Annotated in this window: 8 protein-coding genes; 7 read left to right on the plus strand and 1 reads right to left on the minus strand. The window is 55.2% G+C overall.

Going from position 1 to position 13,387, the window contains the following annotated elements; genetic code table 11:
* The first annotated feature begins 185 nt into the window (after positions 1-185).
* From ACZA91_RS15255 to ACZA91_RS15280, 6 genes are all read left to right on the plus strand, one after another.
* Entirely contained in the window at positions 186-1,961 is a 1,776-nt protein-coding gene (locus ACZA91_RS15255) for a sensor histidine kinase (protein WP_463183181.1), read from the plus strand.
* A 108-nt stretch (positions 1,962-2,069) separates the two neighbouring features.
* Complete coding sequence (locus ACZA91_RS15260; protein WP_463183183.1) at positions 2,070-2,711, plus strand: class I SAM-dependent methyltransferase; 642 nt, start codon at positions 2,070-2,072, stop codon at positions 2,709-2,711.
* A gap of 288 nt (positions 2,712-2,999) precedes the next feature.
* Entirely contained in the window at positions 3,000-3,899 is a 900-nt protein-coding gene (locus tag ACZA91_RS15265) for an alpha/beta fold hydrolase (RefSeq protein ID WP_099531556.1), read from the plus strand.
* Between the two features lie 55 nt (positions 3,900-3,954).
* Positions 3,955-4,155 carry a hypothetical protein gene (locus ACZA91_RS15270; protein ID WP_190531030.1) on the plus strand — a complete coding sequence of 67 codons (201 nt, stop codon included), beginning with the start codon at positions 3,955-3,957 and terminating at the stop codon, positions 4,153-4,155.
* 119 nt (positions 4,156-4,274) lie between these two features.
* Positions 4,275-5,807 carry a hypothetical protein gene (locus ACZA91_RS15275; RefSeq protein WP_463183187.1) on the plus strand — a complete coding sequence of 511 codons (1,533 nt, stop codon included), beginning with the start codon at positions 4,275-4,277 and terminating at the stop codon, positions 5,805-5,807.
* Positions 5,808-5,961: 154 nt separating this feature from the next.
* Complete coding sequence (locus tag ACZA91_RS15280) at positions 5,962-7,491, plus strand: bifunctional pantoate--beta-alanine ligase/(d)CMP kinase (protein WP_463183190.1); 1,530 nt, start codon at positions 5,962-5,964, stop codon at positions 7,489-7,491.
* Positions 7,492-7,598: 107 nt separating this feature from the next.
* Here ACZA91_RS15280 and ACZA91_RS15285 read toward each other — a convergent pair whose 3' ends face one another.
* Positions 7,599-9,884, minus strand: a complete 2,286-nt coding sequence (locus tag ACZA91_RS15285; RefSeq protein ID WP_463183192.1) for an ATP-binding protein — start codon at positions 9,882-9,884, stop codon at positions 7,599-7,601.
* A 523-nt stretch (positions 9,885-10,407) separates the two neighbouring features.
* Here ACZA91_RS15285 and gcvP point away from each other — a divergent pair.
* Positions 10,408-13,308, plus strand: a complete 2,901-nt coding sequence (gene gcvP / locus ACZA91_RS15290) for an aminomethyl-transferring glycine dehydrogenase (protein ID WP_463186454.1) — start codon at positions 10,408-10,410, stop codon at positions 13,306-13,308.
* Positions 13,309-13,387 lie beyond the last annotated feature (79 nt).

Below are 13,387 nucleotides of genomic sequence, written 5' to 3' on the forward strand. Positions count from 1 at the left end.
AAAAAATTAATAACAAAAACAAATATGTATTTGTACTTAGGACTAGGCAAAATCAGCCGCTTCAGCCGATGTTTAATCAGATCTTTAATCTGTCACTTTCCTTTATTCTGAAAGATCCGCAGTTTATTAGGAACACCAGGGCGCAATTCAGCTTTCATCAGTACGCAAATTTCTACTAAAACCCCATGGCCTCTTCTAGCTTATCTTTCCTTTCTGTGGCCAAGCAGCTTCAATTTCAGCTTCAGCAGTGGAAAACAGCCGTGATTAACTTCAAACCAACCGCTATTCGCTCCAAAATTGCCAGTGGTTATCTGGTTGCGTTGGGTATTCCAATCATTGGGGCCTCAATTGGAATTCTGATTGGTAATCATTACCAAGCGGCCGCCGACCAAAAATTAGCGGAATATCGCGAAGATCAAAAGCGATTGTTGGATTTACAAATTAATATTTTGTCCAACTTGCCCGCCAAATCCTTGAGTCCCTTTACCCATGATCCGGTCACCTTTCGCAAAGCCGGTCAAGCTTTGATCAAACGAATTGAAACTGTCAGCGAATTAACAGAGGGAATGGCCATCGATGATCGGCCCCTATTCACCCAAAATAGAACTGCCTTTAAGCAATATGCAACGGTGGTGGCAGAGTTTTCAAGATTTGTTCAGCGATCTATTGAAGTTATTCAACCGCTGACCGGTAGCGTCAAAAATCAGTACAAGGTTGATGCGGAAATTGGCAAACTGCTCCGCAGTCAAGAATTTAATAACTTCATTGCTTTCACCAATGTTTTGGAGTCCTTAAACATTGATGCCAATCAAGAACTATTGACTGCGGTTCAGGAACGGCGCGAGGCCGAAAACTTTCGGCTGATGATGGCGATCGGGAGTATTTTCCTGGCGTTGTTGGTGTCGGTGTTGCTCGGTAATTACACCAGCCGCACGATCGCCCAACCGATCGAAGATCTGGCCAGCCTTGCCCAACAGGTGACCCACGATGCCAACACCCGATTGCGGGCCGATGTCACGACCGTTGACGAAGTGGGAACCTTGGCCCAATCCGTGAATCAATTGATTGAATGGGTGGAAAACTATACGCGAGACTTGCAAGCGGCCCAACTGCAATTGGTGCAAACGGAAAAGATGTCTAGCCTAGGAGAGTTGGTGGGCGGTTTGGCCCATGAAATCAACAATCCCATTAGCTTTATCTACGGCAATTTAGGCTATGTCGATCAGTATGTTTCGGATCTGATTTATTTGGTGAAATATTATCAGGAAAAATATCCCCAGGAAGTAGCTGATGTTGATATGGAAGAAAAAATTGAAGAACTGGAATTCGTGATCGAAGATCTGCCTAAACTACTCATTTCCATGAAATCGGGTGCAGAACGAATTCGAGAACTCGTGGTGTCGCTGCGCAATTTTTCACGGTTGGATGAAGCAGATCTCAAAACCGTTGATTTGCATGAGGGTCTAGAAAATACCCTTTTGATGTTGAACTATCGCCTACAGCATTGTCGCTTGGAAGATGATATTAAAATCACCAAGCGCTATGGCGACCTGCCAGAAGTTGAATGCTATCCAGCACAGCTCAATCAGGTTTTCATGAATGTGTTAGACAATGCGATCGATGTTTTGAGTGATGAATCAATCCTCCATCCTGAAATTACGCTCAGCACTCGAGTGATTGATTCTCAATGGGTGCAACTGAGCATTGCCGATAATGGCCCAGGAATCGAAGAAGCGATTCAAAGTAAGTTGTTCGACCCGTTTTTCACCACTAAGCCGATCGGGCAGGGAACGGGCTTGGGCTTGGCGATTGCCTATCAGGTGGTGCAGCAACATGAAGGACAAATTCAAGTGATTTCAGCGCCGGGTCAAGGGACTACCATTCAAATTGAGTTGCCAGTTCGACAAAAATTGGAAACCGAGGACACTGTGAAACCAGTTCTGGAAAAGGCTTTGGCATAGTAATCCAGCGCATGAATCTGGTGCATGAATCTGGTGTATGGGTTTGGTTCATGGGTTTGGTGTATACACTTGGTGCATGAGTTGAGCGCGTAAAGTTACATCAATTCGATGACTGAAATTTCTGTAAATCGTTGGCAATCCACAGACCACGCCCTGAGTTATTTGGCCCGGGCCGATCGAATTCCGCGTCGCACTGAAGGGGAAGCGGCCCTGCTGGAACAAGTGCCGCGAACCGTGCGTAGAATTTTGGATTTGGGCACGGGCAATGGGCGATTACTAGCATTGCTTAAGGTCGATCGCCCGGCGGCGGCAGGCGTGGCGCTGGATTTTTCGGAAACGATGTTGGCGGCGGTGCGCGATCGCTTTGGGGCCGATGACAAGGTGACGGTGGTGGCCCACAATCTCGATACAGCCTTGCCAGAGTTGGGGCGATTTGATGCGATCGTGTCGAGTTTTGCGATTCATCACCTCAGCCATGATCGCAAGCGATCGCTCTATCAAGAGGTGTTTCAACGATTGGAGCCGGGGGGCATTTTTGCTAACCTGGAACATGTGGCTTCGCCAACGCCCCAGCTTCATGAGCAGTTTTTGAGAGCCATTGGCTATCGACCGGAAGAAGATGATCCGTCAAACCAATTGCTAGATGTTGAAACGCAGCTTCAATGGTTTCGAGATATTGGTTTTCAGCAGGTCGATTGCTATTGGAAATGGTTGGAAATGGCGCTATTGATTGGCCTCAAGCCGGCCTAGTTTTTTGAGAATTGATGAGCGAATTTCAGGATCTTTTCTGGATTTTTGCGTTTTAAATCCAGCACGATCGGTTACAGTTCTTTACAATCGAATTTAACGAAGCCAATCAGGCCGCAACCCCAGACCGTGACGCGACAACGGGGCAAGATGGCCGAGCCGATCGCCCGCTGAATCCATAGCCGGGGCATCGAAAGCTGACCTGAAGCCTGTCTGAGCGATGCCGGTTTGGGTCGCGGTTGCCCGGCCTTTTCACCCATTTGTAAAGCACTTTAGAAAATCCGAAGCCCTATGACTGCGCTGGTTTCCCCAACTGACTCCCTGGCCCAGGAGGCCTTTCAAACCTGGCTGTGGCGTGGCTACCGAGTGCAATGGTTAGCCCAGGGCAGCGGCCAGCCGATCGTGCTGTTGCATGGGTTTGGGGCTTCGATCGGCCATTGGCGCAAAAATATCCCCGTGCTGGCCGCGGCCGGCTACCGGGTCTATGCGATCGATCTGTTAGGGTTCGGCGGTTCCCAAAAGCCCCCGATCGATTACAGCATGGAGCTTTGGCAAGATTTGGTTTTGGATTTTTGGGCTGAATTTATCCAAGAGCCAGCCCTGTGGGTGGGTAACTCGATCGGGGCACTGTTGGCCCTGATGTTGTCGGCGGCGGCTCCGGAACGTACCCGAGGAACGGTGTTGCTGAACTGTGCCGGGGGGCTAAATCACCGCCCCGAGGAGTTAAATCCGGTGTTGCGGTTGGTGATGGGTACGTTTGCCCAAGTGGTGAATACTCCAGGCATTGGGCGGTTTATGTTCAATCAAATTCGCCAAAAACACCGGATTCGCGGCACGCTCAAGCAGGTTTATGGCAACCCAGAGGCCGTTACGCCGGAACTGGTGGATTTGCTGCATGAACCTTCCGGGGATGAGGGCGCATACGAAACCTTTGCCTCGATTTTGGCTGCACCACCGGGCCCCAAACCCGAAACGCTGCTGCCGCAAATTGCCGGGCCCCTGTTGGTGTTGTGGGGAGAAACGGATCCTTGGACACCGATTCAGGGAGCCAAAATCTATCAAGATTTGGCGAAAACGGCGGGCGATCGGGTGACGTTTGTGTCAATTCCCAAGACGGGCCATTGTCCCCATGATGAGCGTCCCGAAGTTGTCAACTCGGCGATCGTCAACTGGCTGAGTCAGATGGCTTGAGTGGGGCAGAAAATTTTTGACTTTAACCTTTGATTAGCCGCGCAACGAGGGCCCGTTGCGCCTAATTCACGCGGCGGCCGGGCCGATCGCGTTGCAAAACCTTGCAAAATTCAAGTCAAGTTCACCGCCAAGCCGGGCCCAATGGCAATATGGACGGGCCCGATGCAATGAGCAACCCGACCCCAGGGCGATCGGCTGTTCCCGCATTTTGGAATCAGCCCCAGGCCATCCCGGCGATCGGGGTCGCCCCGGGTGAATCAGCCGCAACGTTCACCAACAGGCAGGTTAGGGATAGGTGCTGTGCGAGCGCAGTGCCGACGACTTGCCAATGACGCGCAAATTACGAGACACAGCTCTGAGCTGGCCGCTGATCGCATGACTGCCAATCCATCTTCCACCTCCCGATCGAACCGTCGCGCCAAAGCTGTCAAGTTTGTGAGGCGCTGGCATTTGGTGCTGTGGACTGAGCGGCTGCTGATCCTTGTGGCTTGGCTGAACTTGATGTTGGTGGCGTTCCACATGACCTATGTGCCGCTGCGATCGTGGTATTTGCGCGCGGCCCTGCTGGTGCGAGATTGGGGCACGGAAGTTCCGCTGCTGGGCCAGGTGGTGGGGCCGCCGGGAGAAGTGCGGCTGTTTTATGACCCGATCGTTGGGATTGAGCCGGAACGTCAAACCCAGGCTTACCTGAAAGTGGTTGATCAATTGGTGACGGTGCTGGAGCGCGGGGGAGTTGACTCGCCTCAGGTGTCGCCCCTGCTGGCTGACTTGCGCGATCGCAGCCAGGAAATGATTAACCAAAATCCTTTTACCCTGTCCGATCGCACCGGTAGCCTGGAAATTATTAAAAACCGAATGCGCGATCGACTGGGCGTGGAGTCCTCCAAACGCGCCTTTGATACCTTTTGGAGTGTTGACTATCTTCGTTCGCGCACTTGGACCCGGGAACTCCGATTTTTTGATCGGGAAATTCGGTTCCAACTGCAAAGTAACTATTTTCGCAGCATTGGAGAAGACGGGCGACCCGCCGACTATTTTGGAATTTTAGATACGCCCTTTGTCATTCTGTTTGCGGTGGAATTTGTGGTGCGGACTTTGTGGATTCGTCGCCGCTATTCTGCCCTCAGTTGGCAAGCCGCCGCCTTCAGCCATTGGTGGGATTTGTTGTTTATTAGTCCCTTCTTCCGTTGGTTGCGTATTATTCCCGTGGTGATTCGTAGCAACAAGGCGCAATTTCCCAATCTGGAACCCATTCGGGCCCTGATCAGCCGAGGAATTTTGGCGGGCATTGCTTCAGAATTGACGGAAGTGGTGGTGCTGGAATTTATCTATGGCCTCCAGAGTTCGGTGAAATCCGGCAGCCTGTCCCAGCAAATTTTGGATGTGGCGAATAATCCCTATGTGGAAGTGAATGATGTGAACGAGATTCAGGCGATTTTTGATCGCGTTTTGCAACTGAGTCTCTATCGCGTTTTGCCGGAAATTCAAGAAGATTTAGCCAAACTTTTAGCCTATCAAATGGAGTCGGTTTTGGCTCGCACGCCAACCTATCAAGCCCTGCGAGCTTTGCCGGGATTCAGCAATTTTTCAAATCAATTGGCGGGGCAAATTGCGGCCAATCTATCGGCCATTGCCACTAATGTGCCCCAAAAGGCCTACAAAACCTTTGCGGTTGCTGATCCTGAGGCGGAAAAGTTGCTTGAAAAATTAGTCGAGGATGCTTCGGCTGCGTTTCGTCAGGGATTGGCAGAACCCAAAACTCAGCAGGAGTTGCAAGAGCTGATTTTTGATTTGTTGGAAGAGCTGAAGTTGAGCTACATCAAGCGATCGCGCGATCGGGCGGATTCGTTGCAGATTTTGCAGGAAACGGAGCAGTTGCGGCTCAAGGCAGGTAAGCCCAAGCTTTGATGTTGCTCAGCAGCTTGGATTTTGCTCAGTCCAAACCCAGCCAGCACAGACCAGCCGATCGCAACCGAAATTTCTTAACTCACGCTTAACGAACATGCTTAACTAAACTGTCGTTGGGCAAAGCGCTGAGCAACGGTTAAGCGGCAGGTGATGTATGCAAGTGGTGAAAACTGTGGCGGCCTTGCGCTGCGCAATGGAATTGTTTCGATCGAGCGCTGCTGGCATCACGATCGGCTTGGTTCCCACCATGGGGGCCCTGCACGAGGGCCATCGCAGCCTGATGACTCGGGCCCGATCGCAATGTGGCCGGGTGGTGGTCAGCATCTTTGTCAATCCACTGCAATTTAGCCCCCAAGAAGATCTGGAGCGCTATCCTCGAAATTTGGCGGCGGATTTGGCCCTTTGCGAAGCGGCGGGCGTGGATTTGGTCTTTGTCCCCACGCCTGCGGCATTGGGCGTGGCCGATCGCACGGAACTGACCCAAGTGGTGCCGCCGGACGGTTTGGCCAACGTGCTCTGTGGGCGATCGCGACCGGGGCATTTCCAAGGGGTAACCACGATCGTGACCAAGCTGTTGAATGTGGTGCAGCCTGATTTGGCCTTTTTTGGCCAGAAGGATGCCCAGCAGGTGGCGATTTTGCGGCGGTTGTTGGCGGATTTGAACTTTCCGGTGGAGCTAATTACCTGCCCGATCGTCCGGGAGAGCGACGGTTTGGCCCTCAGCTCCCGTAACCAATACCTGAGCGCTTCGGAACGACAGCAGGCCTTGGCCATTTTTCAAAGCCTGCAAGGGGCGATCGCCCAGTTCCAGGCCGGCGAGCGATCGGCGGCGGCCCTGCTGGAACCGGTGCGATCGACCCTGAGCCAAGCGCCGGGCCTGAGCCTGGACTATGCCGAGCTGGTGGATCCCGACTCCCTCACGCCTCTCCAAACCCTGGAGCAGGCGGGCCTGTTGGCGGTGGCGGCCCAGGTGGGATCGGCACGCCTAATTGACAATGTGATTCTGCAAACGCGCCGGCCGATTGTGGCGATCGATGGGCCAGCGGGCGCGGGCAAGTCCACCGTAACCCGACGGGTGGCCCAACAATTGGGGTTGCTTTATTTAGATACGGGAGCCATGTATCGATCGGTGGCTTGGTTGGCCCTCGATCGGGGTCTGGATCCCGCCGATCGCCTGGCCATGGCCGAGCTATCCGCCGATTGCACCATCCGCTTTGGCGAACCGGTGACCCCCGGTGGTGAGCAGCGCGTTTGGATCAATGGCCAAGAGGTGACCAGTTTGATTCGGACTCCGACCGTTACGGCCCAAGTATCCGTGGTGGCGGCCCATCCGGAGGTGCGGCGGGCCTTGGTGGCCCAACAACGGGCGATCGGGCACTGTGGTGGCCTGGTGGCCGAAGGGCGCGACATTGGCACCCATGTTTTTCCCGAGGCGGAGGTGAAAATCTTTTTGACCGCCACCCCCCGAGAGCGGGCCAAGCGACGACTCCAGGATTGGCGCGATCGGGGCCAAACCGACCTACCCGATCTAGACAGCCTGGAAGCCGCCATCACCGAGCGCGATTACCAAGACAGCAACCGTGCGGTGGCCCCCATGGTTAAGGCAATTGACGCTTGGGAGTTGGTCACCGATGGCATGACGATCGAGCAAGTGGTGCAAGCGATTGTGGCGCGGGTTCCTTAGGGGCTGTCATCCTGGGGCTGAATTTCGATTCGGGGCAACTGGCGACCATCTCCGAGGCGGAGTAGGCGCGATCCCTTGGGTTCAAAATCCGATGACAGGCCCTAATTTTAGGCGGCGACGGTGACCAATGCTTGGGTGGCTGGGGCGATCGAACCGGGGGCGGCACGTTGACCGGGAATCGCCACCGTGAACTCCGTGCCCCAGGCTGGATCCGTGGTGCAAATCAGTTGACCGCCGTGTTTTTCCACCACGATTTGATACCCGATCGCTAGGCCCAGCCCCGTGCCGCGGCCCACCGGCTTGGTGGTGAAGAAGGGATCGAACATCCGTTGCTGCACCGATTCCGGAATCCCGGGGCCATTGTCCCGAATCCGCACCACAAACAAACCATCGCTCACTCGCGCCTCCGTGGAAATCACAATTTCTGGGTGTGGACATTGGCCCCGCAACGCCGCCTCTTCCAGCGCATCCACCGCATTCACTAGCAAGTTCACAAACACCTGGCTCATCAAACCGGGGTAACAGTCCACGGGCCAAGCCTCGTCGTATTGCGTCACCACATGAATGGTGGGCGACGAGCCATTGCCCTTTAATCGATGCCCCAAAATCATCAGGGTGCTGGTGAGGGCTTCGTGCAAATCCACCCGGCGCATTTCCTGGCCATCCATGCGCGAAAAATTGCGCAAATCATGCACAATATTGCGAATTCGCTCTGTGCCTTCGCGCATCGATCGCACCACCTTTGGCAAATCATCCACCAGGAAATCGAGGTTTAAATCATCCTGGTAATCTCTAATTTCTTCAGGGGGATGGGGATAGGTTGCTTGATACATTTCCAGTAGCGTTAGCAACCCATTCATATATTCCTGAACATAGTCCAAATTGCCATAGACAAACGAGGTGGGATTATTAATCTCGTGGGCAATTCCGGCCAACATTTGGCCCAAGCTGGACATCTTTTCCGTCTGAATGAGTTGGGCTTCCGTGTCCTTCAAATCCGTGAGGGCGGCCGACAATTCACGGGTGCGCTCTTCCACGCGCTGCTCCAAGGCCAAATTGGCTTGTTCCAGGTGCTCGTTTGCCTGTTCCAGTTTTTCAAAGGAGGCTTTTAATTGCCGACCCATGGAATCAAAGGAATGGGAGAGCGCACTGAGTTCTACAATCGGCGATCGGGGCGGTAGGGTTTGTTTTTGATCGATCGCAAACCGTTCCGCCGCTTCGGCCAACTGTTGCACTGGCCGGCTAATCGTCCGGGTGGTGACCACTCCCAACACCACCGATCCCGCCACGGCCAAGGCACAAATCCAGATGGTTTGTTCAGTGCTGCGATCCACTTCCCGGGTCAAGTCCGATCGGGGGATGGCCAACAGGATTTGCCAATCTAAGCCCTCTAAACCATTCCAACTGGCCGATCGCACAAAATAAGGCTGATCTTGTAAGGGGGTTTCCAGCTCCACATTTTGCAAAAGCTGCCCATCTTTGGCCCGCACCAGACCCCCCAAAGATTTCAAGACCTGATCGTTGGTGTTATCCATCGACAGGCGCTGAATGGAACCGCTTTCTTGCGAGAAGCTATTACCCGTAGAAGCAGCAATTACCTTACCGTCTCGCTCCAACAAATAGACCCTGGCGTTAGGGGTAATGTGGAGGGCTTGGAGTTGTTGTTGCAAGGCATCAAACAGAAAATCAATGCCAATCACGCCCTTGAGCGATCGATTCTTTTCGCTATAAACGGGGTAGCTGGCAGACACCGCCAGCCGCTTGGTGGGTTCACCGGTCTCCCAGGTATAAATGGAACTCCAGGTGGGGCTTTTGGCCCGAACACCTGCTAAATACCAGTCGTCCGTTCGCGGCTCATAATCATACAAATCTAGTTGCTTTTTAACCTGCCCATTGCTGTCCAACAGCGATCGTTTAACCTTGCCCGAATGCTGTTGGGGATCAATCACCTCTGAGACCAAATCGCCATTGCTCAGCCGTTCAATCCCGACAAACAACCCTCGAGGATTGGCAAAGTTAATGTAGGTCATGCCGGGATAAATCCGCATACTTTGCCAGAGTTGCTGTTGGATGGCTCCCAAATCTTCGGAGGAGATCACATCCCGAGCCAGAAGCTGGGCGTTGATGGCATTAATTTGCTGAGGTTGCCGCAACTCCTGTAACAACTTAGATTCGACCGTTTCGACCGTGTGGTTTTCCAGATGATCCACCATTCGACCAACGGCCTGGCGGCTATTTTGGATCGACCAATAGGCACTGAGACCAACAGCCAAGCCCACTTCCAGGCAAAACGGAATAATTAACAAAAACTTGAGGCGAATCCAAGCACCTTTGCGGATTCCTGCCCCTTTGGCCGCACCACTCGATCGCTGTTGATGTTGAACCATCGTCATAGCCGCCATCCACTTTCCTAGATGAATAGTTGTAGACCGTCAGTTGGAAAAAACTAGGGAAGGCGCGATCGCGCTGCGAGTCCACGGCAGAACATCCCAGACAGATGCTCAGCAAACGACGCTTCACACAACAATTGGTATGCCAGGATACCATCTGACTTCGATTGTGACCCAAGAAATTTAGGCTAATTTGAAAGTTCTTTGGAAGTTTTGAAGTTTAAATTTGCTGGAATTGACTCATTTTGTTTAGATTTAAGGAGTTTTTAAATTCCCAAGCGCTGTTGCTTGCTTAGACTCGGCTTTTTGCCAGCCAAGCCCGCAGACTCGATCGCCCCTTCAGGATGGAATCCGGCGACCCTGGAGCTTTGGGCAAAAGGCATCAGAATAGAAACGGCCGGCGAATATTGCTGCTGGTGGCCATTCGGTGTTTGATGGATGGTTTGGCATGTTGGGTGGTTGGGTTTGTGCCTGGCTCTTGCAGTAGGAGGTTAAAAACGTGGCTAGCGGATTTGTTTCGCAATCGATCGCCCCTGGGGCAACATTCCCGATCGCGGATCCCCATCAGTTTGCAGCGCGGCATATTGGGCCAGATGCGATCGAAACGGCGGCCATGCTGGAGGCCATGGGGCTGGAATCGATCGACCAATTAATCGCCAAGACAATTCCGGCAGATATTCGACTGAATCGATCGCTCCAGTTGCCCCCGGCCATGACGGAAACGGCGGCCCTGGCCCGACTGCGGGAAATTGCCAGCCAAAACCAAATTTGGCGATCGTTCATTGGCACAGGCTACTACGGCTGCATCGTGCCCGGCGTGATTCAGCGGAATGTGTTGGAAAATCCCGGCTGGTACACGGCCTACACGCCCTATCAGGCGGAAATTGCCCAGGGTCGGCTGGAGGCGCTGCTGAATTTCCAAACCCTGGTTTGTGATTTGACCGGGTTGGAAATCGCCAATGCGTCCTTGCTGGATGAGGCGACGGCGGCGGCGGAAGCCATGGCCCTCAGCTACGGCGCGACCAAATCGAAAACGGCGCGGGCCTTTGTGGCCGATCGCGGTTGCCATCCCCAAACGATCGCCTTGTTGCAAACCCGGGCCCAACCGCTGGGGATTGAGGTGATCGTCACGGACTGGCGATCGCTGACGGCGGAGGACTGGACGGCGCGCGGCATTTTCGGGGCGATCGTTCAATACCCAACGACTTTGGGGGCGATCGAGGACTATCGCCAACTGGTGGAGCAGGCCCACGCCGCCGATGCCTTGGTGACAGTGGCCACGGATCTGTTGGCCTTGACCCTGCTGGAACCGCCGGGAGACTGGGGCGCAGACATTGCGATCGGTAGTTCCCAGCGGTTCGGTGTGCCTCTGGGCTATGGCGGCCCCCATGCGGCCTTTTTTGCGACGCGCGATCGGTTCAAGCGGCAAATGCCCGGCCGGATCGTCGGCGTTTCTAAGGATGCCCAGGGCAAGCCGGCCCTGCGCCTGTCGCTGCAAACCCGCGAGCAACATATCCGCCGCGACAAGGCCACCAGCAACATTTGCACGGCCCAGGTGCTGTTGGCGGTGATGGCGGCCATGTATGCCACCTACCACGGCCCGGCGGGTTTGCGGGCGATCGCCCAGCGGGTGCGCCACCAAACCGTCAGTCTGGCCCAGTCGCTACAAAATTTGGGTTACGAGGTGGCGGAAACCGGCCAACTGTTCGACACGATCGCCCTGAAACCCACGGCGCGATCGCCCCATCGATCGGCCGCCGAAGTGCAAATCGCCGCCGAAGTGCGCCAGGTGAATTTGCGCTACCTGCCCGACGGGTCGATCGCCCTCAGCCTGGACGAAACGACCACGGAGCAGGATCTGGAGCAACTGATCAAGATCTTTGGTGGCGACGGGTGGCAACCGATCGAACCGCCCGCCCTGAGCCGATCGCGCACCAGCGACTACCTGACCCATCCGGTCTTTAACCGCTACCACAGCGAAACGGAGCTGCTGCGCTACTTGCACCGGTTGGAAGCCAAGGATCTGGCCCTGAATCAATCGATGATTCCGCTCGGGTCTTGCACCATGAAGCTGAACGCCACGGCGGAAATGATTCCCGTCACCTGGCCGGAGTTTGGCAACCTGCACCCCCACGCGCCCCGATCGCAGGCGGCCGGCTACCAAATTCTGTTTGAGGAGCTGGAGCGAGATTTGGCGGAAATTACCGGCTTTGCGGCCGTGTCCCTGCAACCGAACGCCGGTTCCCAAGGGGAATACGCCGGATTGCTGACCATTCGCCACTACCACGCGGCCCGGGGCCAGGGCGATCGCACCGTTTGCCTGATTCCCCAGTCCGCCCACGGCACGAACCCCGCCAGCGCCGTGATGGTGGGGCTGCAAGTAGTGCCCGTGGCCTGCGATGCCAACGGCAACATCGACCTCGACGACCTACGGGCCAAGGCCGACCAGCACGCCGATCGCCTGGGCGCGTTGATGATCACCTATCCCTCCACCCACGGCGTATTTGAGACGGCGATTCGGGAGATCTGCGCGATCGTCCACGATCGGGGCGGCCAGGTCTACATGGACGGCGCGAACCTGAACGCCCAGGTGGGGCTCTGTCGTCCCGGCGATTTCGGAGCCGATGTGTGCCACCTGAATTTGCACAAAACCTTCTGTATTCCCCACGGCGGCGGCGGCCCTGGCATGGGGCCGATCGGCGTGGCAGAGCACCTGGCTCCCTTCCTGCCCCCCACCGATTGGCAGGCGATCGCCCAGGCCCCCACGGGTGACGGTTCGATCGGCTTGGTCTCGGCGGCCCCCTTCGGCAGCGCCAGCATTCTGCCCATTTCCTGGATGTACATTCGGATGATGGGCGCGGATGGCCTGAAACGGGCCACAGAGCTGGCAATCCTGAACGCCAACTACATCGCCCACCGCCTCGATCGCCACTTCCCCGTGCTCTATCGCGGCGAGGCCGGTTTCGTGGCCCACGAATGCATCCTCGACCTACGCGGCGTGAAACAATCGGCGGCGATCGAAGTGGACGACATCGCCAAACGGCTGATGGACTACGGCTTCCACGCCCCCACCGTGTCCTGGCCCGTGTTGGGCACAATCATGGTCGAACCCACCGAAAGCGAATCGAAAGCCGAGATCGATCGCTTCTGTGATGCCCTGATCGCAATTCGGGAAGAAATCCGGGCGATCGAATCGGGCTCCATGCCCCGCGACAACAACGCCCTGAAGCACGCACCTCACACCGCCGATGTGCTGCTGAAAGCCAACTGGGATCGCCCCTACAGCCGCGAGCAGGGAGCCTACCCCGCTCCCTGGACACGCGAGGTGAAATACTGGCCGCCGGTGTCCCGCATCGACAACGCCTGGGGCGATCGCAACCTGGTTTGCGCCTGCTTGCCCATGGAGGCCTACGCCGAACCCAGCTAGAACGGGTAACGAATAACCGAACGTGAATTGAGGAGATCTTGAGCAGTTGCCTAGGCGAGCGCCTCTGTAACTTCTCAAG

Source organism: Limnothrix sp. CMB-01, from assembly GCF_055193175.1.

Coding starts and splice junctions, on each gene's coding strand:
- ACZA91_RS15260 (WP_463183183.1), top strand. CDS start 2,070: ATGACTGAAATTTCTGTAAATCGTTGGCAATCCACAGACCACGCCCTG.
- ACZA91_RS15285 (WP_463183192.1), bottom strand. CDS start 9,884: ATGACGATGGTTCAACATCAACAGCGATCGAGTGGTGCGGCCAAAGGG.
- ACZA91_RS15255 (WP_463183181.1), top strand. CDS start 186: ATGGCCTCTTCTAGCTTATCTTTCCTTTCTGTGGCCAAGCAGCTTCAA.
- ACZA91_RS15265 (WP_099531556.1), top strand. CDS start 3,000: ATGACTGCGCTGGTTTCCCCAACTGACTCCCTGGCCCAGGAGGCCTTT.
- ACZA91_RS15280 (WP_463183190.1), top strand. CDS start 5,962: ATGCAAGTGGTGAAAACTGTGGCGGCCTTGCGCTGCGCAATGGAATTG.
- ACZA91_RS15275 (WP_463183187.1), top strand. CDS start 4,275: ATGACTGCCAATCCATCTTCCACCTCCCGATCGAACCGTCGCGCCAAA.